Source organism: Paenibacillus sp. GCM10023250 (assembly GCF_042653205.1).
Taxonomy (GTDB): Bacteria; Bacillota; Bacilli; order Paenibacillales; family Paenibacillaceae; genus Paenibacillus_Z.
The window spans coordinates 1-24,079 of record NZ_JBHSHY010000007.1; the positions used below are offsets into that span (position 1 = coordinate 1).

Genomic DNA, 24,079 nt, shown 5'->3' on the forward strand with positions numbered 1-24,079 from the left:
CATTTGCCGTAAGCTTCCTTCAGATTCCGCCTCGCGGCGGACACCCTTGCTTTTGGCTAACGGTAGGCGTTCGCCAGCCCCCGTTCGGGACTTTCACCCTAGAGATGACGCCCATGCTGGGCGTACACGCCAAACACCCCCGGGGACGACCGTCACCGGGGGTGTTCCGCGTTTATACCGGCCGATTCGCAATCCGGTAATACAGATTGGCGGAGGCGAGATAGAAGCCGGCATAGATGAGGAAATAGAGCGCGATAATGCCCCATACCATGCCCGTCAAATTCGGGAAATCCTGCACGGAATCCAGAATGTACGTCTTGATGATCAGCCAGCTGTTGACGAGGCCTGGCAGCAGCGGCAGAGCGAACACGAACAGCAGCTGCTTGCGGATGACGCTCATCATCTCCCGCTTGCCGACACCGAGCTTGCGGAGAATCGCGTACTGCCGCTGTGCCTCCGTCGCTTCGCGAAGCTGCTTGAAGTAGATGACGCCGGCCAGGGCGAACAGTGCGATCAGCGCCAGGAACGCGCTCGCGAACAGCAGCAGCGAAGAGCCCTCGATCTGCTTGGAGTAGACGTCCGCGAACGACGAATAGTACGTGCCCGGCTCCTTCGTGACGATCGCGTGAAGCCGCTTCGACAGCGCCTCCGCGCTGCCCGCGTCCGCAATATCGTAGATGATATAGCTCGCCGGTTCCGCGCGCTCCTTCAGCTCGGCGTATTTCGCATCGGAGACGACGAGCACCGCGGGCTTTTTGACCATCGACGTAACGGGATCCGACGCCCAGCCGAGCAGCGCGTAATCCCGCTTCTCCGTCAGCTTGAACGTCGTCTCCGACGCGGCGCGCACGGTGAAGCCTACCCCGCCGTCCGGCAGCGATTCCGGAAAGTCCATTCCTTGGGACAGCGACACGGCCTGGTCGCCTTCCAGCCGGAGCAGCTTGCCGTTGTCCTGCCGCGCCGCGACGACCGCGTTATAGTCCGAGGCCGAGGCAAGCAGGACGCCCGGAAAGAAGTACTCCGGATGCTCGAACGCGGCGCCGGGATCCGTCACCGCCTCGGCGCGCAGCAGCGTCAGCGCCCGCTCGCCCTCGATTCCGTGCCCGGAAGCCTCGATCTCGCGCTTCACCTCGTCGTCGACGGCTTTGCTCTTCGACTCGTACGCGACGTCGTTCGGCAGGTTGCGTCCGACCGCTTCGAACTGCACGGAGTAATTGATGGAGACGAAGCACATGAGCAGGATGAGGACGGTGCTGAACAGCGAGATGAACGATAGGTTGAGCGTATTGCCGCGGATCTGGAAGCGGATCGAGGACGACCACAGCACGGTGTTGCCGCCGAAATACCGTTTCCCCCGGCTCAGCCGCTGCAGCAGCCACCCGGCGAATTGGCGGATGAACAAGTACGTCCCGGCGATGATGCCGACCGCGCAGTAGATCATCGACGCCGACGCGTAATCGGTCCAGAACGCCGACTGCTTGCCGCTGGCGATGATCGCAATCGACGATCCGAGCAGCAGGACGGCGAGCAGCGCCAGCGCGGCCGACGTCCTGACCGGTTTCTCGGTCCGCTCCCGCGCCCGGAACAGGTCGATCAGCTGCACGCGGGCAAGCAGCAGGTGGCTCTGGATGGCGAGCGCCGCCGTCAGGACGACGAACATCCCGACCGTCGCGAGCATCGCCGGCACCGGGAACGACAGCGACACGACCTGGTCGTATTCCATCAGGTTCATGAGCAGCGAGCCGAAGATTTTGGACAGCAGCCCGCCCGCGAACCCGCCCGCGACGAGCGCGATCGCCCCCAGCGCCAGCGTCTCGTACAGCAGCATGAGCTGGAGGTGACGCTCGTTCATGCCGTAGAGCATGTATAGGCCGAGCTCCTTCTTGCGCTGCCGGATGAAGAATGAATTCGCATAGAGCACGAACAGGACGATGAACGCGACGAGGACGACCGAGGCGATCGTGAAGCCGGTTTGAAAGTTCTGCCGGTTCTCGAGCGCGTCCAGAATATCGCCGTTGTACATGACGGACGCGAAGGAGAAGAAGATCATGACGCCGATGACCATGGCGAGCAGATAGATCGTATAGAGGCCGAAGCTGCGGCGGACGTTCTTGAGCGTCAGTTCCAGCAGGCTCATCGCGTCTTGCCTCCCAGCAGGCTTTGGGTTTCGAGAATGCGGTCGTAGAACGCGCGCTGGTGCTGCTCCCCGGCGTACAGCTCGTTCACGATCGCCCCGTCGCGCAGGAAGATGACGCGATTGCAATAGCTCGCCGCGTAGACGTCGTGCGTCACCATCAGAATCGTCGCGCCGAACTTGCGGTTCAGCTCCGCGAGCTCCTCCAGCAGCTGCGTCGCCGACCTGGAATCGAGCGCCCCGGTCGGCTCGTCCGCGAAGACGATCGCCGGTTTCGTGATGATGGCGCGCGCGCAGGCGGTCCGCTGCTTCTGCCCGCCGGACAGCTCGCTCGGATACTTGTCCAGCAGATCGGCGATATGCAGCGCCTGGACGATCGGCATGAGCTGCGCCTCCATCTCCCGCGGGTTCTCCTTGCGCAGCGACAGCGGCAGCAGGATGTTCTCCTTGACCGTGAGCGTGTCGAGCAGGTTGTAATCTTGGAAAATGAATCCCATCCGGTTCTGCCGGAACCGGCGCAGCTCCTTCTTGCCGAGCGCGAGCAGCGACTGTCCCTCCAGCCAGACGTCGCCGCCGGTGAACCGGTCGATCGTCGACAGCACGTTCATGAGCGTCGACTTGCCGGAACCGGACGGTCCCATGACGGCGGTAAATTCGCCGGAAGCGACGGTAAGATCGATGTTTTTCAAAACCGTCGTCTTGCCGTAAGCTTTGGAAATGTTTTCGGTGCGGATGATTGTGGCCGCGTTCATGGCGTTCCCTCCCTTTCGCTACCTCTACTATAGAGGGAACGATGTCCCCTATCCATCGAAGCAGGGCGGCGCGGGGTGACGGTTTTGTCACGTTGGCCCCGTCCGCGCAGCCGAAGCGGTCACGCGCCCGGGCGACTCGCCCTTCGGCTGCGCCATCGCCGGCGTTTATCCGCACGGCCGGGTTCATGCGTGCCCTTCCCCTTCCCGCGATTGACGCGCTTGGTTCCAACATAGGCGTACGAGCAAGCCGATGTCAAGGCCGGCGCTTACGGAGCCCGCGCCTCTCGTCCCGGGCGCATGCGAAAAAAGCACCGGCCCGCGGGATGCGGTCCGATGCTCCTCTGCCAGCGATGCGAAGCTCCCGGCAAAAGCCCCTTTGCCGTCTAGCGTTGCCTCCTCGTTCACCGCTCCCCGGGCTTCAGCAGGAGCGACCGGAAGCAGTACAGCCTTCCCTGCGAATCGGACGCGACGGCGTCCGCCGGCAGCGCGTCGTCGAACGCCCCCGCGAACGCGAACCCGCTCCCGAGCGCGGCCGCGCGGAACCGGCCGAGATCGACCGTCGGATAATCGAACGTCAGGACGAGCTTCCCCCTCGGCTTCAAAGTCCGGTAGAACTCCCGCAGTGCCGCCTCGAAATCGGACGGGGACAAATGCTCCAATACCGAAATGCAGAACACCGCATCGAAATAATCCGATGGATACGGCAGCGCCGCGACGCTCGCCCGGGCCAGCTTCAGCCGGCCGAGGCTTGCCGTCCGCATCAGCGTCTCCGCCGCGCCCTTGCCAAAATCGCGGACGACGTCCAGCGCGACCTCCGTCTCGGACGCGATGCGCGGGTCCCAGTCGCACGCATGCGCTTCCCCGCACCGGTCGGCCAAATAAAATTTGAACGGATGCGAGATTCCGCACGCCGCGTCCAGCACGACGCCGCCCGGCTCCGCGAAGCCAGCGCACCAGGCGTATTCGTACGGCCGGCTCCGCCACGGCTCGGGAAGCGGGAACACGAACTCGTCCGGGCACGGGTCGCGCTCGGTGAAGAACCGCGACGATGCTTCGTCCGCTGCCGGCCGTCCGCCTGCGCGACCGTTCATCGGGCCACCTCCTTGCGCGCTTCCGCGCCGTAACGGACCCGGGCGCGAGGCCCGAACGCTCCGCCCTTCCGCCGCCCGCGGATGCGCCGCTCGCGGATGCGCCGATCCCGGCTGGCGGTGGACGCGGCTGCGGCCGCCGAACCCGTCGCGACGGCGGCGATGTCGTCGGCGGCGGTCTTCACGGAATCGAGATGGGCAAGGACGTCCTCTTCGTTCTTTACGATGGGGCACCAGCTGATCGTGGTCATGTGACCGTTCACCCTCCCGTCAGATAAGCCGCGCGATGAATATTACTCATTTTATGGCACGCCTCCTTCAATATTCCATGATTCGGGGAGGGCGGCGGCATGACCGCGTCGGCGCACGACCGCCGGAGCCCCCGTCCGCCGGGCGGGGGACACGCCTGCGTTCAGCCTGCTCGGCGCGGCCGCCCTGAGGGAAGGCGCCGCCGGCGCCGCTGGGCTTCTTGCTGCCCTCATGCTTTCCGAACCCGGACACAAAAAGGCCGCAGGGGATGCCATGCATCCTCTGCAGCCTTTGCATCTCCCGCAGCCTTATTCTCGCCGCCGGTTCGCTTAATCCGCCTGCCCGTAAAACCGCAGCACCGGCAGCCAGTTCCACTGCTCGTAGAACTCGTCCCCGGCGTCGATGCCCTTGATCCAAGCCTTCGCCTTCTTGGCCTCGGCGGCGGATCTCGCCAGCAGCACGTCCGCATGGGTCCGGTCGGAACGGACCCAGCCGAGCTCGGCCGACGGCAGGCTGGCCGACCCGAAATCGCCGCGGCCGGCAGGCGGCTTGGTAATCACGGTTCCGCTGCCGCTCGCCGTATCGACGCGCGCGAGAAACGGGATCGGCCGCTTGCCGGGCTCGCCCGTCCAAGCCCCCTCCTTCGCCCGGGACGCGACGATCGAGACGGGGCCGTACCATGTGAAGCTCCGGTCGACGAAGCCGGCAGGCGTGTATGCGGCGGGCTTCAGCGCTGGCACCGGCGTCACGGTCAACCGTTTGTTCGAGGTCGCTTCGCGGCCGATCCCGGCGATATAGGCCAGCCGATCGCCGTCTTGCGTCCCGGAGGACGGCGCCCAGCGGTACCACTGCTCGTTATACGCCATCTGGTCGACCGGCAGAAACGTCTTGCCGTCCGATGAGAGCACGCATAACGTATTGCCGTCGGCCGACAGGGACGCCGTCGGCGCAGCCAGGAAGGCGATCCAGCGGCCGTTCGCGGACCATTTGAACGCCGATGTGCCCACGACGATCAGCTCGTCGATCTGTTTCGGCAGCACGTATATCGGCTCCTCCTGCACGGGATCCGCCGTGCCCGACGGCAGCAAAATCCGGCCGATCGTGACGGGGGTCCAGCCGTCCGGCTGCAGCTGGGCGGCCGTCGACACGAGAAATCCGCTTCCGTCCGGCAGCCAGCCGAAATTGCCGATGCCCGCCGCGATCTCCGCCGGCTCGTCGCCTGCTTCCGCGCCGACCGCGTACAGCTTCTCGTCCCGAAGATACGCGAGCCGGTCCTTGGCCGGCGACCACAGGAACCGGCTGCCGCCCTCGGGCGCGGCGAGATGGGTGCCGCCCGAAGCCGCTTCCGCCACCCACAGCTGCCGTTCGTCTTCGCCCGCGTTGTAGGCGATCCAGCGGCCGTCCGGCGACCAGGCCGGGTTGCGCGCGAAGCTCCCCTCGGCCGTCAGCCGCCTTTCGCGGCCCTGCTCCTTGACCCATAGCGCGCCCCCGCGGACGAAGGCGGCCTTCTGCGCGGCTCCCGGCGGCCCGGGCAGCAGTACGCTCTCCGATCCGATCGATTCGCGCGGCGCCGCCGCCCCGGCCGGCGGTGTACAAGCGAGCAGGCATACGCCTGCTGCGACGATCGCGACCCGCGAGCAGAGGCGCCTCGCGCCGCGAAACGTGAATCCGTCCATGATGCACGACCTCTTTCCCCCGGGCCGTCTAATCGCGATACGCCGCCCGGCTGGCTTCAGTATGTGCCAATATGCGCCAATTTATCGAATGCGACGTAGCAAATGCGCCCGATCGCGCACATACACTAACTACGTCAGGCATTCGCCCATGCGGATAGAAAGGCGGTGATGCATCATGGCGGTTTCCTATATGGATTTCACCTCCCCGAACGTGCAATTCACGTACGATCTGAAGAACAACACGATCTTCGCAAAGGACTCGCGCAACCTCATCAACGCGCTCGGCATTCAACAGCTCAATACGCTCGGCAACGTCTCGCTGCTCGATATTTACCTCAGCACGGGCAACGTCATCGAGCCCCACATCCACCAGAACGCCTCCGAGCTCGTGTACTGCATCTCGGGCGCGGCGGTCGTATCCTTGATCAATCCGTTCACGAAGCAGCGCTGAATTTCCCGGTCGCGCCCGGCCAGGTCGCGAACATTCCCCAAGGCTGGTGGCACTACGAGATTTCGACAGCCGACCATACGCATCTGCTCGCGATCTTCGACGCCCCGGTGCCGGAAGTCATCCTGGGCTCGGATCTGCTCCGATTGACGCCGGCCAGCGTGTACGCCCATACGTATTGCCTCGACGAAGCGGCGTGGAGAGCCGCGGTCGCGCCGATCACGAATTCGGTCTTCATCGGACCGCCCGTCGGCTGCGGCGCCGGCACCCAGGTCGCGGGAGCGGCGGCGGCGGCGCAGCACAGCGGCTATCACCACGGCCACACCGCGGGGGCGATGGCCGGCCCGGCCAATGCCGGCGTCCCTTATCCGCAGCAGCCTTACGCCCATCGGGAACACCCCGCTTACGGCTATCCGCAGTTCCCGGGCGCCGGCCCGCACGGCGGCTGGGGATACGGTCACTACAACGGCTAAGAGGAGGACCGCGACATGGCGCAAAATCAACCGAACGGCGCGAACCCGGCGGCGTTCATCCCGCAGCCGTACCGGGTCAGCGACGGCTTCGGCGGCCCGGACTACGGCCCGCGCGACGTAATGCGCGACAGGGAAAACCTGAACATGCTCATCCCGCCCGTCACCGATAACGGCCTGCTGCCGAACTTGAAAATGTCGTTCTCGGACACCCATATGCAGCTGAACAAAGGCGGCTGGTCCCGCGAAATCACGGTGCGCGACTTGCCGATCGCCACGACGCTTGCCGGCGTCAACATGAGCCTTCGTCCCGGCGGCGTCCGCGAGCTGCACTGGCATCAACAGTCGGAATGGGCGTTCATGATTTGGGGCAGCGCCCGCGTGACGTCGGTGGATTGGCAGGGCCGCAACTTTATCGCAGACATCGAACGGGGCGATCTGTGGTATTTCCCCGCGGGGCTGCCGCATTCGATCCAGGCGCTGGAAGGCGGCTGCGAGTTTCTTCTCGTCTTCGACGACGGCAGCTTCTCGGACTTGAATACCCTCTCGATCTCGGATTGGTTCGCCCATACCCCGAAGGACGTTCTCGCCGCGAACTTCGGCATCCCGGAGTCGGCGTTCGACGGCATCCCGAAGGGGCAAGTGTACATTTATCAGGATCAGGTGCCGGGCTTGCTCGAAAGCCAGGAGGTTCAATCGCCGTACGGCACCGTGCCGCTCTCCTTCAAGCACTCTCTGCTGTCCCAGGAGCCGATCGTTACGCCTGGGGGCACCGTCCGGATCGCGGATTCCAGCAATTTTCCGATCGCCAAGACGATCGCCGCGGCGCTCGTCGAGATCAAGCCCGGCGCGATGCGCGAGCTCCACTGGCACCCCAATAACGACGAGTGGCAGTATTATTTGTCCGGCCAGGCCCGCATGACGGTGTTCGGCGGCAACGGCGTCGCGCGGACGTTCGACTACCGCGCCGGCGACGTCGGCTACGTGCCGTTCGCGATGGGCCATTACGTCCAGAACACGGGGAAGGACACGGTCTGGTTCCTCGAGATGTTCAAGGCGCCGCGGTTCGAGGACGTCTCGCTCAACCAGTGGATGGCGCTCACGCCGCATCAGCTCGTGCAGTCGAACCTCAACGCGTCGCCGGAGCTCATGCATTCGCTGCGCAAGGTCAAGTGGCCGGTCGTGAAATATCCGCAGCGCTGACCGCTGCTAGGCGTTTGCTTTGATGGTCAGAAACAAACATTCAGTGAGCATTGTGAAACAGAGCGAGAACGAAAAACGCCCTCCTTTTCTTACGGAAGGTGTTTTTTTGTTTCTCCTAGGCTTGTCCAAGAGGCATGCCGAAGCTCAGGATTCGACCGCCGCCTGCTTCGCACGGCCCGCCGACGCGAAGCGCTGCAGCAGGATAAGCACGACGAACAGCGCCATGCAGCCCGCGGAATAACGATACATGATCATATAATTCGAAGCCGAGGAGATCGCGCCCAGTATGATCGCGCCCAGCGCGACGCCGAAATCGGTCGAGTTGTAAAACATGCCGTTCGCGGTGCCGTACTGCTCCGGCGAGGACGCGCGCAGCATCCATGCCTGAATCGTCGGCTGAATGGCGCCGAACCCGACGCCGTAGAGGAGCGCCGACAGGATGAGCATCGGCATCGCGTGCGTGTTTGAGAGCAGCGTCATGCTCGCCGTCACGAACAAGCCGGCCGGCACGAGCACGGCCGCATGGCCGCGTCTGTCGAAGAGCTTCCCGGAGAGCGGGCGGACGAGAATGATCGTGATCGCGTTAAACAGGAAGAACAGCCCCACTTGCTCGATATGCACATAATCGCCGTAGAGCGCGAGGAAGCTGAGCAGACCGCTGTACGTGATCGAGAGCATCACGTTAAGCAGTACCGGAAAGATCAGCTTGCGGTTGACGCCGCGCGGAGCACGCGGCTTCCCGTCCGCGGACGGCTTGTCCGGTTGGACTTGCGACGCCGCTTGGCGCTGCCGTTCCGAGCGGGAGAGCCACAATACGGGGAAAATGAGCACCGAAGCGAGCAGCCCGAGCAGCGTCAGCTCCGCAAAACCCGCTTGCTTCATGACGTTCAAGCCGATGGACGGCCCGACCGACATCGCGAGGCTCGTCGACAAGCCGAAGTAGCCGATCCCTTCGCCCATCCGGCCAAGCGGAATGATGCGGGAGACGAGCGTCGGGAGAATCGTGCTCGCCATCCCGAAGCCGATGCCGTAGCCGATCCGAAGCACGAGCAGCGTGCCGAACGATCCGGCCGCCGTGTACAGCCCCGTCGACGCCGCCGCGATGATCAGCCCGGCGAGCAGCAGCGTCATGCGCGGCACCCGCCGCATGAGCGCGGCCGTCGCGAACCGCGACACGATCGCCGCCAGCGCGAAGACCGACGTGACCAGGCTGACCTGCAAGTTGCCGGCGTGGAATTCCTCCTTCACGTAAGCCGGGAAGGAGGACAATAACATCTGCAACCCTAGAAATAATAGAAAAAAACAGGCCGTCAAGGCGATAAACGGCCTTGTCCATAACGCCGCCGTCTGTTGGTCTCGCTGCATATTCACCGCTCCATTACGCATGTATTTTCGTACGCCTGCCATGTTGTGCTTCGTTCTCTATTCGGCCCTCGGCTCCGCGCCGCAGTCGAGCTTGCCGCCGATATGGCGCTGAATGCGCTGCAGGAGCTCCATGATCGTCTCGTACTCGGCCTCCGTGATGCACTGAATGACGTCCGCCGTCACGCTGTCCTCGAGCGGCGTCGTTTCCTGGATCAGCGCTTTGCCGGCTTCCGTGCTGAAGACGAGGTACGACCGGCGGTCGAGCTCGCCTTGTTTTTTGTAGATCAGCCCTTTCTTCTCCAGATGGTCCAATATCCGCGTCGTCGTCGGCTTGTCCTTGTACGTCCGTTCGGCGATCTCCTTCTGGATCAGTCCCTGCGCGCGGTCGATCTGGTTCAGCGCCGACCACTGCTCCGGCGTGATGCCGTATGAGCCGAGCCGCTGCTGGAACAGCGCCGACAGCTTCCGGTGCGTGACGCCCATTTCGAAGCCGATCGGCAGGCGGTTCGGGTTCGTCCGTGCCTCGGTCATGAGGCGGATCACCTCGCTCCATAAATAGTTGTCTAGACAACTATATGACGGGCAGCTAATTCTGTCAATCCGGTTGGGCTGGCTGAGCGCAGGGCTTGCGGGCCGGAACCATTTGCGAGCCGGAACCATGAAACGATTTTCCGATTGCCTCGAACCGCATTCGCGCTTCGTGCGTTTCTCTATGTGGATGACCACTACCCAAGGAGGAATGAAGATGAACGGATTACGATTGGGGCGGCTTGGCCTGCTGCTCGCGCTCTGCTTCGCAATGCTGGTGCCGGCTGGCGTCTACGCCGCCGATAGCGCGGCTCCGGCCGCGACGACGGATGCCGACACGGCCGCCAAGCTCGGCCTGCTGCTCGGCGACGGCAACGGCGTGAACGCCGCGTATTTGGCCATATCCGCGACGCGGATCCAGGCCGCGATCATATCGCTGCGGCTGCAGGGCCGTTTGGCGGAAGCAGCCGCCTACCAAGGCACGGTCAATTTCGCGGACGCGGGTTCCGTCGGCGCAAGCAACCGGGCGGTGCTCGCCTTCCTGAAGGCGCACCCGGAGCTCGGCTGGAACGGCACGGGCGGCAACGCGTTCATGCCGCTCGCGCGCATCAGCTCCCAGCAATTGTACAAAGTGCTGCTCGAAGCGCTCGGCTACCGCTCCGGCACGGACTTCGACTACGCGCAGACCGAAACTTTCGCCGCCGGTAAAGGGCTGGATCAGATCGCCGGCAACGCATCCATCACGAACGCGCACATCGCCACGGCTTTGATCGAAGCGCTCGCCGCGAACGCGTCCGACGGCATGCCGTACATGGCGATGCTGCAAGCCTCCGGCGTGCTACCGGCCTCGGCGTCGCTGCCGGCCGGCGAACGGATCCGCCTGCACCGCGACGCGAAGCTCGGCACGATCTTCACCGACAAGGCGGGCCGGACGCTCTACTTCTTCACGAAGGACGCGCCCGATCCGAACAGCTGCACCGGCGACTGCCTGAAATCGTGGCCAATCTATAACGGCGGCGCGGATCTGCAAATCCCGGCCACGCTGAACGCCGCCGACTTCGGCGTGCTGCAGCGGACGGACGGCACGACGCAGACGACGTACAAGGGCTGGCCGCTGTACTATTTCGCCAAGGATCAGAAGCCCGGCGACACGCTCGGCGAAGCGGTCGGCGGCGTCTGGTTCGCCGCGAAGCCGAATTACGCCGTGATGCTCGGCACGTCGGCGACGCTCGGCAACTATTTGACGGACGCGGAGGGCAGGACGCTCTATTATTTCGACAAGGATACGAAGGGCAAGAGCAGCTGCGCGGGCGACTGCCTCGCCAATTGGCCGGCCTACTCGGCTTCCGGTGCCGATCTGCCGACCGGCGTGAACGCCGCCGACTGGGGCATGATCACCCGCGCCGACGGCAGCAAGCAGTCCACGTTCAAAGGCTATCCGCTCTATTATTTCGTCAAGGACGTCAAGCACGGCAATACGCTCGGGCAGAACGTCGGCGGCGTCTGGTTCGTGGTCGACCCGGTCAAATTCGCCGGCACGACGGCGCCTGTGCCGAAGACGTACCACATCGACATCAAGGACTACTCGTTCGGCTCCGGACCGCTCACGGTGGAAGCCGGCTCGAGCATTGTCTTCACCAACTTCGACGACATGAAGCATAACGCCGTAGCGGTCAACGGCGCCTTCGCCCTCCCGCTCCTCGCGAAGGGCGAGTCGTACACGATCACGCTCGACAAGCCGGGCACCTACGACTATTACTGCGAGCCGCACAAGGCATTCATGACGGGTCAGATCATCGTTAAGTAAGGCATTCAAGATTGGCAAGGAGGTACGAACGCGATGAAGACGCAAACGAGACCGAGACGGCGTTCGATGATGGCAGGCATCAGCCTGCTGCTGCTGGTCTGCTGCCTGGCGCTAGCCGCATGCGGCAATGCAGGAAACGGCGGCGCGGCCGCGAATGATCAGCAGGCCGGCGGCGACAAGGCCGTCGCCGAGACGGGCAATGCCGGCGAGGGCCAAAACGCGGCCGCCGATAACGGGGGCGGAAGCGCGGGAACCGCGAACGGCGGCGGCGATGCTGCCGGAAACGCCGGCGGCGATGCCAGCGGCTCCGCGGACAGCGGGGCTTCCGCGGACGACGGCACCGCGGGCAGCGCGAACGACGGCGCGATGCCGGACTATTCCGGCGGCGGCGCCGCCAATAAGCCCGCGGATCCGCCCAAAGCCGCGGACGACCATCCGTCCGCCTCGGACCAGGCGGGCGGCAAGCCGGCCGCTTCCGGCTCCGGCAAATCCGGCACGGACGATCACCCGTCCTCCTCCGACAAAACGGGCGGCAAAGCCTCGGCACCTGCGGCCGGTTCGAGTGCCGGCGAAGATAAGCCGAAGCCGGGCGAGGACGACGGCAAAGCCGCCGCGAAACCGCCGCAAAGCGAGGCGAAGCCGCCTCAACCTGCCGGCAAAGACGACAAGCCGGCGGCCACCGAGGCCGCCAAGCCCAAGACGTACACCGTCGAGATCAAAGACTTCGCGTTCTCGCCCGCCAAGCTTGAGATCAAGGCCGGCGACAGCGTCACGTTCATCAATCGCGACGAGATCGAGCATACCGCGACTTCGGTCGACGGCGTGTTCGATACCGATCTGCTGGCGAAGGACGTCTCGAAGACGGTCGTCTTCAAGGACGCCGGCTCGTTCAGCTACAATTGCACGCCGCATCCCGGCATGAAGGGCGTCATTACCGTCAAGTAGGAATTTTCCACGGTGCGCGTATGCTCCGTTCCCGTTACAATGAAGACTATAACCTGCCTGTTTTGGAGGCTGCCCGATGCAAAATCTGTCCGATTACGAATTGATGCTTCTCGTCAAAGGCAAGCAGCACGCCGCGCTGTCGGAGCTCTACGACCGGCATGCGGGACTCGTCTATTCCTTTGCCTGGAAAGCGCTGAAGGAAGAAGCGGCCGCCAAGGATATCGTGCAGGCCGTCTTTCTCCGGCTGTGGACGACCGAATCGGGCTACGATCCCGACAAAGGGAAATTCACGAGCTGGCTGCTTACGATCGTGCGCAACCTCACGGCCGACCTGCTGCGCAAGCGGCGCAGGGATAATCTCGGCATCGTCCACTATTTGCGCGAGGATCTCGAACGCATTCCCGACCGGCGAAGCCAGACGCCCGAAGAGCTGGCGGAGCATCAATTCGTGAAGGAACAGATCCGAAGCGCGTACCGGCATTTGAGCAAGCAGCAAATTACGCTGCTGGAGCATTTCTACTGGCAGGGCTACACGCTGAGCGAGCTGGCGGCCCTCTACAACCAGCCGCTCGGAACGGTCAAGAACAGGCTGCATCAGACGTTGAAAATATTGCGAAGACATCTGTCCGCGGAAGGAGTGGGAACGGGATGACGGATCGTGGAAATCGGCCGGAATGCGAAGACTGCTTCAGCTACGTGGCCGGCTTGTGCAGCGACGAAGAACGGCGCGCCTTCGAGCGTCATCTCCCCGGCTGCGACGCGTGCAGGCAGGAGCTTGAGGATCTGAACCTCGTTTGGGAGGCGCTTCCCGCTGCTATGGATATGATGGAACCCCCTGCATCTCTGAAGCAGGAAGTCATGGACGCCGTCCGCGGGGCCGCCGGGGCCCGCCGCGGCCCGGAGATCCGACCGGAACGGCCGGCTGCGGCCGACCGCCGTCCCCGCTCGGCATGGAGCCGCAGGCCGATGGCCGCCCTGCTCGCGGCCGCGGCCGCGGCGATCGTGCTGCTGTCCGTATGGAACGTCGAGCTTCGCCGCGAGCAGGCGCAGGACCCGCTGCCGATCGAACAGGCGCTGAACGTCTCCGCGTCCAACATCGAGCAGCTGGTCGCGCTGAAGCCCGCGTCGCCGGACGCCGGGAATTCCTCCGGCGTCGCCTGCGTCATCGACAATGGGCAGAGCCGGCAGTTCGTCGTCTACGTGTTCGGCGCGCCGCCGACCGAAGGCGAGGAAGCCTATCAGGTGTGGCTGGTCAAGGACGGGCAGCGCAGCAGCGCGGGCACGTTCCGGATCGGCCGGGACAGCCGCGGCATCGGGCTGCTGGCGATGCCGATCCATGGCAAGAGCCTCGACTTCGATGCCATCGGCATCACGCTTGAGCCGGACGACCGCGGCAGCCAGCCGCGCGGACAAAAATTATACGGCTCGGTCTAGCCGAGCCTTAACGAAACGCGGCGATCGGATTGCATGCGGTCGCCGCGCACGCTTTCGCCGCCCTTCCGCGACCGGCCGCACGCTGGGCCGCCGGAAGGGCGGTTTTAGTTGCGGGCATGCATCCGATTTTCGCTTTTTAGTTGCGGTTTTGCTTGCGGCTCATGCTCCCGGTCTGCATAGGCCCGAAGTCTCCGACAGCCTTCGCTGATCGTCGCTTCAGCCGGACGGACGGATTCGATTTGAAATCGCCCCCGCATTTATGTCACTATTAAACATGGCAGTATAATCGTAAGGAACACCATTAAGGAGCGCGATGTTATGAAAATCCGTTATCACGGGCATTCTTGCCTGCAACTCCATACGGGCGGCAAATCGCTCGTCATCGATCCATTCCTGAGCGGCAATCCCGTCGCGACCGTCAAGCCGGCAGACATTCAAACCGACGCCGTCCTGCTGACGCACGCCCATATGGATCATATCCTGGATGCGGCTCCGATCGCCCAAGCGAACCATGACGCTCCGGTCGTGTCCAACGTCGAGCTCGCGACATATATGTCGTGGCAAGGCGTGAAGAACGCCGTCGGCATGAACATAGGCGGCACGATCGACCTCGGCTTCGCGAAGGCGAAAATGGTTCAGGCGTTCCACAGCTCGGGCATCGTCATCGAAGAAACGAAGCAGATTTTGTACGCCGGCATGCCGGCCGGCTTCCTGATCTTCGCCGAGGGCTTGACGATCCTGCACGCGGGCGATACGTCGCTGTACTCCGACATGAAGATGATCGGCGAACGCCATCCGATCGACGTCGCGTTCCTGCCGATCGGCGACTTCTACACGATGGGGCCGGAGGACGGACTCCAGGCGGCGGAGTGGTACAACGCGAAGCTGACCGTGCCGATTCACCACAGCACGTTCCCGGGCATCAACCAGGACGCGGAGCTGTTCGTGCGCCAGCTCGAAGAGCGCGGCTTGAAGGGCAAGGCGATGGCGCCGGGCGACGAGCTCGACGTCTAAGTCCGGCACCGGCATTCTCTCGCCGATACGCGGACAGGCCTATGCAATTGGCCGGAACCTGACGGGTTCCGGCTTTTTGGCGTGCGGCGGCCGGTCGTACGCAACCACGATATGTTCATCCTTCGCCGGCATAACGTTCTCCCCAAGACCGGTTGCTCTCCGCCTGGATCAACTTCAGCAGCCCGATGAGTTCCTCCAGCCGCTTGAGCTGCGAATCGATCCGCCCGGCGGGCTCCAGCCGCTTGAGGGCCATCGCTTCGCGGACGAGACCGTGCCACCGCTCGGGCAGCTGCGCAAGGCCGTATACCCCGGCGCCGATCTTGCTGGTTACGTCGCCCGTGCGAATCGTATACCACTGCCGCAGCATGCCGAGGACGCACCATTCCACAGCGAAGTCCAGCTTATTCGCCGCCGCGGTCTCCTCCGCGGCTTCCGGCGACTGCCGAATTTGCTCCAACCGGGCGATCCACCCGGCCCAGTAAGTATTCATGTTCCCGATGACGTAACGGACGAGCGCCTCGGATGACAGCTCGTAGCGAAAGGCGATGGGCCGGCCATACGCGCGGATGCCGCATTTGCGAAGAATCCACCAGGTGACCGGGTTGATGTCGCCGGTCCCGTCGGTCTTGAGACTGCGTTCGGCGTACGAAAGAATCGGCAGGAGCGCTTCGGCGGGCTTGCCCGCATCCTCCACCCGGATATACGCGCCCATGATCTCGGTTCCGCCCAGCGCCGGTTCTAGCTCCGCGTGCGCGTCGCGAATCCGTTCGTGCTCGGAGGGCGTCAGCGCCCGCTTCACGAAGACGAGAAAATCAATATCGCTCGAGCCCGCGACATACGCGCCTAGCGCGGCCGAGCCGTACACGTACACGGCTTCCACGACATCCGGCAACCGGCTTTGCAGCGATTCGCCCAGCCTGCGCATGGCGGCGCGAACGGCTTCCGGCAAACGCTCATCCATCTCGGCACCTCCTTCATGATCGGGAAGCGCGGAAGAGCGGCATTCGGCGCGCCCGGCTTCCCCTCCCCATGATACGTGCCGCAATCGTTTTCAAAAAGTGAAAGATTCCATGCCCGTCTTTCGCGTTTTACGCGCTGGCTGTCTGCCCGCCAGCACCTAGTTCCGACGGATTGGTTCGCCGGCGCCGGCTGGGTCCGTCGCCTCATAATCGGCGTCCAACCGCCGGTCCGGGGGACGGTCGTCCGAATCTTATGAGTGAGTTCCGAAAGCGCTTTACGCGATACGCATTTCCATCCCTACCCGACCCGAACGCGGTTCCGATTCTTAGCGGCCGCGACCCATTCCGCCGCGCCCGGCCTCGCGCGCGGCGATCCGTAGGAGGTAGCATGACCTTACATACGAAGCTGATGCAGGCCAAGGAGGATTGGCGGCTCGTCACGATTCAGACGGACGAAGGCGACCGGCTGACGGGCTTGGTCGAGGACCTGACGCGCTGGACGGTTACCCTGCGGCATGCGGATGGCATCCGGTTCGTCCCGATTGCCGGCATTGTGCACGCGTCCTCGCTTCGGCAGCTCGGCGACGGCTGAAGGCTGGCTGATCCGTTCCTGCCGGCCGCCGGTGAGCGGACAATCCTAAAAGCGGCCGCTTCCGGAATCATCCGTCAGCAGCCGCCCTCTTGTACGCAACATCGTTGCCCGAGCCCGCGGAACGGCTTTGAATCCGATCCCCTTGGCTCGATTCAGTCCGCGGACAGGCCAGCGACAACCTCGGCCAGTCTCTCCAAATTCTCTTCGTTTCCTCGGCCTGCGTAGACCTTCACCTGCTCGTACACGGCCGCCGTCTCGAACTGCTGACGGAACACGACGCGCGTCATGCCATCGACGTCCTCGAACAACGCGGTCAGCACGAAGACCGGTGCCTTGATATGCTTAAGGACGATCCGCTCGGGCTGCACGATCTCCACGAACACGTTCGTGTTGGGATAATCCGTGCCGTTTGGGCCGTGCATCACGAATTCCCACGTGCCGCCTGGCCGGAGATCGAAGCTGCTGAACGTATTCGTGAATCCGCGCGGTCCCCACCACCGCGCGAGCAGCGCCGGATCCGTCCACGCGCGGAACACCGTTTCCCGCGGCGCATCGATGACGCGCACCTCGACAAGCTCGTTCTCGCCCGCGGCGATCGTTCCTTGATTGGTCATATCGTTCATCATTAGATCCCTGCTTTCCTCGAATTTGGGTCGGCTGGCCGAATCCGCCGCCGGTATTGCCTGCAGCCCGCCAAGATTACTCCGCTACCAGCTTGCCCAGCGCATCCAGCATGATGCCGGTGCCGTGCTCCCGAATCGCCGGCGTATCGCGGCCGTCCAGGAACGCGCCCTGCTCGGTGAACACGAGCCTCGTGCCGCCGTCCGCCGGCCGCAGCTCCACGGTGACGACGGAGACCGATACCCGGGCGTCGTCCAGATCGAGCGCATACGAGTAGACAATCCGCTCGTTCGGCACGATCTCCTGATACTGCGCCTCGAAATTCACGCTCATGCCGTCGGGCAGCCGGTCCCGGTTGCACTCGCGGCCGCCGACGCGGAACTCGAATACGTCGGCCTTGGCGAACCATTGCGCCTTCTTCGCGGGATCCGACCACGCCGCGAACACGCGCTCGGGCTTCGCGCCGTATACGCGTTCCACGGTAAATTGGGTATGTTCTACAGTGCGTTTCGTCATCTCAGGTATCCTCCTCTAGTGGCTCGTCCGCAAGCTCGCCGTCCAGAAAGCCGCCCAGCCTGTCCAGGCTGCTCTCCACGCTTCGCTTCCGTTCGAACACGTACTTCTCGTGACTCATCTTCATCGTCTGCAGCAACCCGAGGAAATCGTCCACGGACAGCCAATCCTTCGCCGCCATCAGGTCGGCGACGTGCTCCAGCTCGCCCAGCAGCTTCTGCTGGATCCGAATCGTCTCCTTCACGCGGGCCATTTGCTCCGCGACGATGTCGAACGGGCTGTATTCGCCGCCGGACAGGATCGCTTTCACCTCGTCCAGCGACAGGTTCAAGTCCTTCAAAGCCAATATCTGGTGCAGCCGCGCAATATCCGCTTCATTGTACAACCGGTGTCCCGACTCGGATAACGCCGACGGTGAGAACAGCCCGATCCCGTCGTAAAACCGCAGCGTCCGGACGGTCAAGCCCGTCAGCTTCGCCAGCTCGCCGACCTTCCATGTCCGCTTCATAACCATCCCCTTTCGTTCGCGCTTCAGATTTACCGGTACCATTACTATAAAACATGACGTAACGTCAGGTGCAAGCACCTTATCCCCGAATCGCGAAAAAAATTTCGACGGGCTGCCGCCGGCCCGCCCCCAAAACGCCAAAACGCCCCTGCGGTGCTTCAAGCGGAAGCGCCGCAGGGGCAATCGTCCGGCCCGCGAACCCGTCAACCGTTCACGATGCCGATCATGAAGCCGTCGTAGCCTTTGCCCCCGACGGTTTGAATCGCGGTCGCCGAGATGCGCGGCTCCTGCGCCAGCAGGTCGAAGAAGGCGCGGACGCCCTGCACCCGCGGATCCGTGCTGTGGCGCTCGATCACCGCCCCTTCGCGGATGACGTTGTCCCCGACGATGACCGTGCCGGGACGCGAGAGACGCAGCGCCCACTGCAGGTACGCGGGATTGTTCGGCTTATCCGCGTCGATGAAGATCAGGTCGAACGGCGCCGCCCCCTCCGCGTCCAGCTTCGCCAGCTCCTCCAGCGCCGGGCCGACGCGGACGTCGACGATGCGGTCCAGCCCGGCCCGTGCCACGTTCGCGGCGGCGACGGCGGCATGGAGCGGGTCCAGCTCCAGCGTCACCAGCGCGCCGTCCGCCGGCAGCGCCCGCGCCATCCAGATCGTGCTGTACCCGCCGAGCGTCCCGATCTCGAGTATGCGCTTCGCGCCGGCCATGCGCGCGAACAGCTGCAGCAGCTTGCCCTGGGCGGCGGACACGTCGATCGGCGGCAGGTCGGCTTGGCGGTTCGCGTCCAGCGCCTGATCCAGCGCCGGATCGCGCGGGAGGAGGCGGTCCTCGATATACTCGTCGACAAGACTCCACGTAAAGGCTTCGTTCATGCTGATCCTCTCCTTATCCGTATGGATTGAGCTTCCAATTCCATTGTAAGGCCTCTATAATGATAAATAAAATATATCTTAGTCTCCGACTCATATATTAAATGTATAAAAAGGATGGAAAGGAGCCTTCCATTGAACCTGCACGCCTTGCGCTTGTTTCACGTGATCGCCTCCACGGGGGGCGTGACCCGGGCCTCCGAGCTGCTGAGCATCAGCCAGCCGGCTATTACCGCCCAGGTCAAGAAATTCGAGAAGGAGCTCGGCATGACGCTGCTGCAGCCGAGCGGACGGGGCATCGCCCTGACCGAGGCCGGCGCCGGACTCGCGCTGCTTGCCAGGCGGCTGTTCGCCATGGAGCAGCAGATCGAGCACTACTGCGAGGAGTTCCGCGGCGGCGCGCGCGGCCATATTCGGATCGCCGCGACGTATTTGCCCGCGCAGTTTCTCATCCCCGCCTGGATCGCCAAATTCAAGCAGCGCTACGAGAACGTCGAGATGACGATCACGACGACCAATTCCGCCGACGCGTTCCGCCAGCTCTTGAACATGGACGCCGATATCGCGTTCTACGGCGGACTGACGGAAGAGCATCCCGACGCGATCCTGGCCGAGCAGCTGTTTCAGGACGAGCTATGGTTCGTCGTCGCGCCGAACCACCCGTACGCGAACCGGGAGGTGTCCCTTCGCGACATGATGCAAGAGCCGTTCGTCATGCGGGAAGAAGGCAGCTCGACGCGCGAGCGGCTGCTGGCGCTCTGCCGGACGTACAATGTCCCCGCGCCGCGCATCCCGCTGCAGTTCAACGGGCTGCACGAGGCGATCATGGCCGTCATCGCCGGCTACGGTGCCAACTTCGTCTCGTCGCTCGTCGTGCGCGAGTACGTCCGGCGCGGCGAGCTGTGCCGCGTCCATGTGCAGGATATCCGGCTCGTCAACTCGATCGCCGTCTGCACGCGCAGGGACGAGCCCCTTCCCGCCGCAGCGGCCAACCTCGTGAACCTCATCCGCAGCGAAGCCTGACCCGGCTCCTGCAGCGGCGTGAAAAAGCCGTTCCCTGCCCCGGTGCGCGAGGTGAATGGAACGGCTTCTGATAAGTTGATTTGAGTAGGATAAGTTGCGTTTACTAGGATAAGCCGAATTGCATAGTATAAGTGGCGTTCATACGGCAAGGCAGCATTATACGAGTTAGCCGTTTTTTTCGCGCGGGGCTACACGGCGGCGGATTCCGACTGGATGCGCCGCACCTCGCAGGCCCGTTCGTCCGGCGTCATGCTCGGGCAGACGAAGCATTTGGTTCCGCCCTCGCGGCGGTCGTACTGGCAGCAGCCGGAACGCATCACCCAGCGCTCGCCGGGCTGGTACGGATTGTCGACGTAGCGGGTCTCCCATTGGAACGGGTTGCGCTTGCGGCCGAACGCCTCCGCCGGGATCGCCTCGGACAGCAGCCGGAAATGATGATCGAACCGTTCTACCGCCTCCGCGGGCAGCTGCATCTGATGCACGAAGTCCTTGACCATGCCGGCGATGCCGCCGAACTGCTGCCAGATGACCTCTGCGTTCATGCGCGAAGCTTGCGCGATCGCGCGGACGGCCGGCACCGCGGTGTCCGTTACGAACGCGAGCCAATCCTCCGTCACGAAGCCGTCAGCGTTCGCTTCGGGCAGCTCCAGCGCGACGATCTCACCCAGCCGGTAGCCCAGATGCGGATGGCCATGGCCTTCCTCGTAGTCGATCTGGAAGGTCAGGCGATCGAGGTCCAGCCGAAGCACCTTGCCGTACATTGCGAGGAAAATCAGCTTCGTCACGCTCAGATGGCACAACGTCGTGCCGAAGAACGAGCCCGGCAGCTTGTAGTCGGTCGCCTGCACGAGCTCCCCCGTTTTGCGCAGCATCTCGTCCAAGCGGGCCGCGTCGAAGAAGCCGGACGCCGGCATTTCGTCCAGCACGTGGTCCACGCCTTCCGGCGAAATATGTAAGTAGGTCTTCACCAACGAAAAATCGTAAGCCTTCGTCAAGGTTCATTCGCCCCCACATGATAATGATTATCACTTTCAATATCTTAACATATCACTGCAGGGTACACAATCGCCCCTTTCATGGTATTCTAGAAGTGGAGTTCTATTATTTTCCAATTTTTCGCGGCTAACGGAACTCCCCATCCGCAATTCCAAGAGGAGATTCGAAATGGACTTCGTCCGCGATCATGCCATGTATGTCACCATCTTCGGCCTGTTCAGCTTCGTTTGGTTCGGCTGGGCCCAGGAAAACCCGCGCCCGCAGTGGCGCAAGTACCTCGGAATCGCTTCCGGGGCGGCGCTGCTGCTCTGCCTGTACGGCGCCTACTTAAGCATCACGCACTGGGATGCACCTTCCGCGCTGGCGGACGACGGCTCGCTCCGCGGCTATCTGATTTCCGTCTACGCGGAAATCGTCGTCTGCGGCATCGGCGCCTATCTGCTGATCCGCCGCAAGCGCTCCGGCTACGTCGCGCCGTGGATCGCGTTCATCGTCGGCTTGCACTTCATTGGGCTGCGGCATGTCTTTGACGATGCCGGCTTGTACGTGCTGGCGGCGCTGCTCGTCGCCATCGCTGCGGCGGCCCCCTTCATCGCGCCGCGGCTGCGGGTCGCGAACAGCGCCGTGACCGGCATCGGCGCGGGCGCGTCGCTGCTCGGGTTTGCGCTGCTCGGCCTCGTCCGGTTTTTCTCATCGGTGTAGGCGACAGCGTCCGCTCCCCCGCCGGCCGGCAACCTTCGGCGCGTGCCTCCTTGCCGGCCGGTTACACCCACGGAAGTCCACCGATGATTCCGGGTTATCCGCCTGGAGAATAGTAGTGGAGAAGAGCGGATTTCCGGCTCAAGGATCCGGTCAGGCAATGGATCGCGCGGGGTTTCGCGGACACAGAAGCCGTTATTGCGATCGGATCGCCCGCTTTTTGAAATGAGCGGCCGCACGTTCCGCTATTCGCCGAAAATGGCGCTGTTTTGCCTGAAAATCGGCAAATAGCGGCGCCTGTGTCCGCCAAACATCAAATTACCGCCGATTCGGCGAAATAGCGGCTTTCCTGTCCGCGAAAGCTTAGGCGGACGGCCGGCGAGAGAGAGGGCTATGGTCCGTGAGCGAACCGGGCGCTGCGCGCTAGTAGTGCCTAGCCGCTAGGGCGTAACCGTTAGCGCCCCGTGCCCGCCGCCAGCGCATGCGCCCCGCGTCCAGCACTCCAGCACCCCGCGCGCCAGCATAAACGCCCCAGTCGCCAGGGCGTGGCTAGCCGTTAGCGCCTTGTGCCAGTCGCCAGCGTGCCAGCCGCTGGGGCGCCAGCACCCCTCGTGCCAGCGCAAGCGCCCCGCGTCCAGCACTCCAGCGCCCCGCCGCCAGCGCATGCGCCCCGCGTCCAGCACTCCAGCACCCCGCGCGCCAGCGCAAGCGCCCCGTGCCAGCCGCCAGTGCCCCGCGCGCCAACGCCAGCGCCCCGCGCCCGCCCGGCCCGATCTGGACGCCGCTCATCCTGTCCCAGCTACTCGGCGGAATACGTGAAGACGTTCGGGCTGGAAACGCCGATGAAGCGAGACGGCCAACCGTTCAAGTTGGCGCCAACCTATGTCTATCTCGCCTCCGACGACTCGTCGTTCGTGACGGGCCAAGTGCTGCACGTAAACGGCGGCGTCATGACCGAGACCTAGCCCGGGACACGATCGAAGCGGACGCGATCGGGGGACAGAATCCTCCTGCCGCGGCTTCCTTCGCCGCAACGTTTCCGCATGCACGGTCTATCACTTGCATCGCAACCGGAAAAAGACCCCGTAAATGGGGTCTTAACACGATGGCCGACAACAGCAATTTATGCCCGCGCAGCAAGTTAGCACGCCGGATCGGCGTGTTTTTTTGCGCATTTGATCCGATTATTACGCTTGCGTTATAGTAAGAAGCGAAACGATTATTAGTATTCATGGACGAAGGAGCGCGGCGAATGGAACTCACGCAGCTTGACTATTTTCTGACCGTCTCCCGGCTTCAGCATATGACGATGGCCGCGAAGGCGCTGAATGTGACGCAGCCGGCGCTCAGCCATGCCATTTCCAAGCTGGAAAACGAGCTCGGCGTGCCGCTCTTCGACCGCGGCGGGCGGAACCTGCGACTGAACCGGTACGGCGCCGCGTTCGCGAAGTGGGTCGACGAGGCGCTGACGAGCATCCGCAAAGGGATGCAGGAAATCGAGGAATCGTCCAGCCCCGATACGGGCGTCATTCCGCTCTCCTATCTGAATATCCTCGGCGTCGACCTCGTGCCTGCGCTCGTCACGGCTTATCTCGAACGGTATCCCAAAGTGCGCTTCGAGCTGATTCAAGGCGACAACGCCGACATCGACGAACAGCTGGAGAGCGGCCGTTCGGACCTGCTCGTCACGTCCAAGGAAACCGTGATGGACGACCGCGAATGGATCGTCATCCGGCGGATGCCGCTCTACGTCGTCGTCTCCGAACGGCATCGCTTCGCAGACCGGGCATCGGTCCGCCTGACGGAGCTGTCAGGCGAGCCATTCGTCGGGCTGAGCAAAAACTGCGGCCTGCGGGATTCGGTCCGGGCGCGCGCCATCGCCGCCGACGCCGGCTTCGCGCTCGCTCCGGCGTATGACGCCGAGGACCTCATCACCGTCGCGGGCTTCATCAAGGCCGGCCTCGGCGTATCGGTGCTCCCGCGGACGCCCGGCCTTCTGCTCGAAGGCCTCGTCTGGCTCCCGATTCAAGACGCGGAAGATTGGCAGTGGGAGCTCGGGCTGAAATGGCGCCGGGACCGCTATCTCTCGCCCGCGGCCAAACGGTTCATCGCGTTCGTCGACGAATGGTCGCGCGGCGATCGGGCCGCTTCTGGGCTCTCGGACGCGAGGCCGGAAGCGTAGC

General features: G+C 63.7%; 23 protein-coding genes and 2 pseudogenes. 12 read left to right on the forward strand and 13 right to left on the reverse strand.

Features of this window, described 5'->3' with window-relative positions; translation table 11 throughout:
- Positions 1–172 precede the first annotated feature (172 nt).
- The 5 genes from ACFPB1_RS08315 to ACFPB1_RS08335 form a co-directional block, all read right to left on the reverse strand.
- Positions 173–2,137, reverse strand: coding sequence for an FtsX-like permease family protein (locus ACFPB1_RS08315; RefSeq protein WP_379223949.1), 1,965 nt, complete (start codon positions 2,135–2,137; stop codon positions 173–175).
- Positions 2,134–2,886, reverse strand: a complete 753-nt coding sequence (locus ACFPB1_RS08320; RefSeq protein WP_379223951.1) for an ABC transporter ATP-binding protein — start codon at positions 2,884–2,886, stop codon at positions 2,134–2,136. Before ACFPB1_RS08320 ends, ACFPB1_RS08315 begins: the two co-directional genes overlap by 4 nt.
- A gap of 401 nt (positions 2,887–3,287) precedes the next feature.
- Positions 3,288–3,977, reverse strand: coding sequence for a class I SAM-dependent methyltransferase (locus ACFPB1_RS08325; protein WP_379223953.1), 690 nt, complete (start codon positions 3,975–3,977; stop codon positions 3,288–3,290).
- Positions 3,974–4,225 (reverse strand): hypothetical protein, encoded by a 252-nt coding sequence (locus ACFPB1_RS08330; RefSeq protein WP_379223955.1) that lies wholly within the window; start codon positions 4,223–4,225, stop codon positions 3,974–3,976. The genes ACFPB1_RS08325 and ACFPB1_RS08330 overlap by 4 nt, the downstream gene beginning before the upstream one ends.
- 327 nt (positions 4,226–4,552) lie before the next feature.
- A complete protein-coding gene (locus ACFPB1_RS08335; protein WP_379223957.1) occupies positions 4,553–5,899 on the reverse strand; it encodes a TolB family protein in 1,347 nt (448 codons plus the stop codon).
- A 175-nt stretch (positions 5,900–6,074) separates the two neighbouring features.
- Here ACFPB1_RS08335 and ACFPB1_RS08340 point away from each other — a divergent pair.
- Positions 6,075–6,820 (forward strand): annotated as a pseudogene (locus ACFPB1_RS08340) (cupin domain-containing protein).
- Positions 6,821–6,835: 15 nt separating this feature from the next.
- On the forward strand, positions 6,836–8,020 hold the full coding sequence (locus tag ACFPB1_RS08345; RefSeq protein ID WP_379223959.1) for an oxalate decarboxylase family bicupin: 1,185 nt from the start codon (positions 6,836–6,838) through the stop codon (positions 8,018–8,020).
- Between the two features lie 144 nt (positions 8,021–8,164).
- Here ACFPB1_RS08345 and ACFPB1_RS08350 read toward each other — a convergent pair whose 3' ends face one another.
- Both ACFPB1_RS08350 and ACFPB1_RS08355 read right to left on the reverse strand, forming a co-directional pair.
- Positions 8,165–9,385, reverse strand: a complete 1,221-nt coding sequence (locus tag ACFPB1_RS08350; RefSeq protein WP_379223961.1) for an MFS transporter — start codon at positions 9,383–9,385, stop codon at positions 8,165–8,167.
- Positions 9,386–9,442: 57 nt separating this feature from the next.
- Positions 9,443–9,916, reverse strand: coding sequence for a MarR family winged helix-turn-helix transcriptional regulator (locus ACFPB1_RS08355; RefSeq protein ID WP_379223963.1), 474 nt, complete (start codon positions 9,914–9,916; stop codon positions 9,443–9,445).
- 214 nt (positions 9,917–10,130) lie between these two features.
- Between ACFPB1_RS08355 and ACFPB1_RS08360 the strand changes: the two genes are divergently transcribed.
- From ACFPB1_RS08360 to ACFPB1_RS08380, 5 genes are all read left to right on the forward strand, one after another.
- On the forward strand, positions 10,131–11,720 hold the full coding sequence (locus tag ACFPB1_RS08360; RefSeq protein WP_379223966.1) for a plastocyanin/azurin family copper-binding protein: 1,590 nt from the start codon (positions 10,131–10,133) through the stop codon (positions 11,718–11,720).
- A 33-nt stretch (positions 11,721–11,753) separates the two neighbouring features.
- On the forward strand, positions 11,754–12,665 hold the full coding sequence (locus tag ACFPB1_RS08365) for a plastocyanin/azurin family copper-binding protein (RefSeq protein WP_379223968.1): 912 nt from the start codon (positions 11,754–11,756) through the stop codon (positions 12,663–12,665).
- Between the two features lie 76 nt (positions 12,666–12,741).
- Positions 12,742–13,317, forward strand: coding sequence for an RNA polymerase sigma factor (locus ACFPB1_RS08370; RefSeq protein WP_379223970.1), 576 nt, complete (start codon positions 12,742–12,744; stop codon positions 13,315–13,317).
- A complete protein-coding gene (locus tag ACFPB1_RS08375; protein ID WP_379223972.1) occupies positions 13,314–14,099 on the forward strand; it encodes an anti-sigma factor domain-containing protein in 786 nt (261 codons plus the stop codon). The genes ACFPB1_RS08370 and ACFPB1_RS08375 overlap by 4 nt, the downstream gene beginning before the upstream one ends.
- Positions 14,100–14,417: 318 nt before the next feature.
- Complete coding sequence (locus ACFPB1_RS08380) at positions 14,418–15,113, forward strand: metal-dependent hydrolase (RefSeq protein ID WP_379223975.1); 696 nt, start codon at positions 14,418–14,420, stop codon at positions 15,111–15,113.
- Between the two features lie 115 nt (positions 15,114–15,228).
- On the opposite strand, the gene ACFPB1_RS08385 is transcribed toward ACFPB1_RS08380, so the two are convergent.
- Positions 15,229–16,074: an aminoglycoside adenylyltransferase domain-containing protein gene (locus ACFPB1_RS08385; protein WP_379223976.1), complete on the reverse strand. Its 846-nt coding sequence runs from the start codon at positions 16,072–16,074 to the stop codon at positions 15,229–15,231.
- A gap of 386 nt (positions 16,075–16,460) precedes the next feature.
- Between ACFPB1_RS08385 and ACFPB1_RS08390 the strand changes: the two genes are divergently transcribed.
- Positions 16,461–16,664, forward strand: a complete 204-nt coding sequence (locus tag ACFPB1_RS08390; protein WP_379223977.1) for a hypothetical protein — start codon at positions 16,461–16,463, stop codon at positions 16,662–16,664.
- 152 nt (positions 16,665–16,816) lie between these two features.
- Here ACFPB1_RS08390 and ACFPB1_RS08395 read toward each other — a convergent pair whose 3' ends face one another.
- The 4 genes from ACFPB1_RS08395 to ACFPB1_RS08410 form a co-directional block, all read right to left on the reverse strand.
- Complete coding sequence (locus ACFPB1_RS08395; RefSeq protein ID WP_379223979.1) at positions 16,817–17,290, reverse strand: SRPBCC family protein; 474 nt, start codon at positions 17,288–17,290, stop codon at positions 16,817–16,819.
- Positions 17,291–17,363: 73 nt separating this feature from the next.
- The gene (locus ACFPB1_RS08400) at positions 17,364–17,801 is read right to left on the reverse strand and encodes an SRPBCC family protein (RefSeq protein WP_379223981.1); all 438 of its coding nucleotides are present in this window, start codon (positions 17,799–17,801) and stop codon (positions 17,364–17,366) included.
- 1 nt (position 17,802) lies between these two features.
- Positions 17,803–18,306, reverse strand: a complete 504-nt coding sequence (locus tag ACFPB1_RS08405; RefSeq protein ID WP_379223983.1) for a MerR family transcriptional regulator — start codon at positions 18,304–18,306, stop codon at positions 17,803–17,805.
- Positions 18,307–18,509: 203 nt separating this feature from the next.
- Complete coding sequence (locus ACFPB1_RS08410) at positions 18,510–19,181, reverse strand: O-methyltransferase (RefSeq protein ID WP_379223985.1); 672 nt, start codon at positions 19,179–19,181, stop codon at positions 18,510–18,512.
- A 132-nt stretch (positions 19,182–19,313) separates the two neighbouring features.
- Here ACFPB1_RS08410 and ACFPB1_RS08415 point away from each other — a divergent pair, with 132 nt between their 5' ends.
- The gene (locus tag ACFPB1_RS08415) at positions 19,314–20,201 is read left to right on the forward strand and encodes a LysR family transcriptional regulator (protein WP_379223987.1); all 888 of its coding nucleotides are present in this window, start codon (positions 19,314–19,316) and stop codon (positions 20,199–20,201) included.
- Between the two features lie 188 nt (positions 20,202–20,389).
- On the opposite strand, the gene ACFPB1_RS08420 is transcribed toward ACFPB1_RS08415, so the two are convergent.
- Positions 20,390–21,169: a (2Fe-2S)-binding protein gene (locus ACFPB1_RS08420; protein ID WP_379223989.1), complete on the reverse strand. Its 780-nt coding sequence runs from the start codon at positions 21,167–21,169 to the stop codon at positions 20,390–20,392.
- Between the two features lie 196 nt (positions 21,170–21,365).
- Here ACFPB1_RS08420 and ACFPB1_RS08425 point away from each other — a divergent pair, with 196 nt between their 5' ends.
- The 3 genes and pseudogenes from ACFPB1_RS08425 (at position 21,366) to ACFPB1_RS08435 (ending at position 24,078) form a co-directional block, all read left to right on the forward strand.
- Positions 21,366–21,899 carry a hypothetical protein gene (locus ACFPB1_RS08425; protein ID WP_379223991.1) on the forward strand — a complete coding sequence of 178 codons (534 nt, stop codon included), beginning with the start codon at positions 21,366–21,368 and terminating at the stop codon, positions 21,897–21,899.
- A gap of 733 nt (positions 21,900–22,632) precedes the next feature.
- Positions 22,633–22,861: pseudogene (locus tag ACFPB1_RS08430) on the forward strand (SDR family oxidoreductase); the annotation flags it as partial.
- Between the two features lie 287 nt (positions 22,862–23,148).
- A complete protein-coding gene (locus ACFPB1_RS08435; protein WP_379223993.1) occupies positions 23,149–24,078 on the forward strand; it encodes a LysR family transcriptional regulator in 930 nt (309 codons plus the stop codon).
- Position 24,079 lies beyond the last annotated feature (1 nt).

Coding starts and splice junctions, on each gene's coding strand:
- ACFPB1_RS08380 (WP_379223975.1), top strand. CDS start 14,418: ATGAAAATCCGTTATCACGGGCATTCTTGCCTGCAACTCCATACGGGC.
- ACFPB1_RS08330 (WP_379223955.1), bottom strand. CDS start 4,225: ATGACCACGATCAGCTGGTGCCCCATCGTAAAGAACGAAGAGGACGTC.
- ACFPB1_RS08405 (WP_379223983.1), bottom strand. CDS start 18,306: ATGAAGCGGACATGGAAGGTCGGCGAGCTGGCGAAGCTGACGGGCTTG.
- ACFPB1_RS08335 (WP_379223957.1), bottom strand. CDS start 5,899: ATGGACGGATTCACGTTTCGCGGCGCGAGGCGCCTCTGCTCGCGGGTC.
- ACFPB1_RS08370 (WP_379223970.1), top strand. CDS start 12,742: ATGCAAAATCTGTCCGATTACGAATTGATGCTTCTCGTCAAAGGCAAG.
- ACFPB1_RS08320 (WP_379223951.1), bottom strand. CDS start 2,886: ATGAACGCGGCCACAATCATCCGCACCGAAAACATTTCCAAAGCTTAC.
- ACFPB1_RS08365 (WP_379223968.1), top strand. CDS start 11,754: ATGAAGACGCAAACGAGACCGAGACGGCGTTCGATGATGGCAGGCATC.
- ACFPB1_RS08315 (WP_379223949.1), bottom strand. CDS start 2,137: ATGAGCCTGCTGGAACTGACGCTCAAGAACGTCCGCCGCAGCTTCGGC.
- ACFPB1_RS08375 (WP_379223972.1), top strand. CDS start 13,314: ATGACGGATCGTGGAAATCGGCCGGAATGCGAAGACTGCTTCAGCTAC.
- ACFPB1_RS08425 (WP_379223991.1), top strand. CDS start 21,366: ATGGACTTCGTCCGCGATCATGCCATGTATGTCACCATCTTCGGCCTG.
- ACFPB1_RS08355 (WP_379223963.1), bottom strand. CDS start 9,916: ATGACCGAGGCACGGACGAACCCGAACCGCCTGCCGATCGGCTTCGAA.
- ACFPB1_RS08360 (WP_379223966.1), top strand. CDS start 10,131: ATGAACGGATTACGATTGGGGCGGCTTGGCCTGCTGCTCGCGCTCTGC.
- ACFPB1_RS08325 (WP_379223953.1), bottom strand. CDS start 3,977: ATGAACGGTCGCGCAGGCGGACGGCCGGCAGCGGACGAAGCATCGTCG.
- ACFPB1_RS08345 (WP_379223959.1), top strand. CDS start 6,836: ATGGCGCAAAATCAACCGAACGGCGCGAACCCGGCGGCGTTCATCCCG.
- ACFPB1_RS08410 (WP_379223985.1), bottom strand. CDS start 19,181: ATGAACGAAGCCTTTACGTGGAGTCTTGTCGACGAGTATATCGAGGAC.
- ACFPB1_RS08350 (WP_379223961.1), bottom strand. CDS start 9,385: ATGCAGCGAGACCAACAGACGGCGGCGTTATGGACAAGGCCGTTTATC.
- ACFPB1_RS08435 (WP_379223993.1), top strand. CDS start 23,149: ATGGAACTCACGCAGCTTGACTATTTTCTGACCGTCTCCCGGCTTCAG.
- ACFPB1_RS08385 (WP_379223976.1), bottom strand. CDS start 16,074: ATGGATGAGCGTTTGCCGGAAGCCGTTCGCGCCGCCATGCGCAGGCTG.
- ACFPB1_RS08400 (WP_379223981.1), bottom strand. CDS start 17,801: ATGACGAAACGCACTGTAGAACATACCCAATTTACCGTGGAACGCGTA.
- ACFPB1_RS08390 (WP_379223977.1), top strand. CDS start 16,461: ATGACCTTACATACGAAGCTGATGCAGGCCAAGGAGGATTGGCGGCTC.
- ACFPB1_RS08395 (WP_379223979.1), bottom strand. CDS start 17,290: ATGATGAACGATATGACCAATCAAGGAACGATCGCCGCGGGCGAGAAC.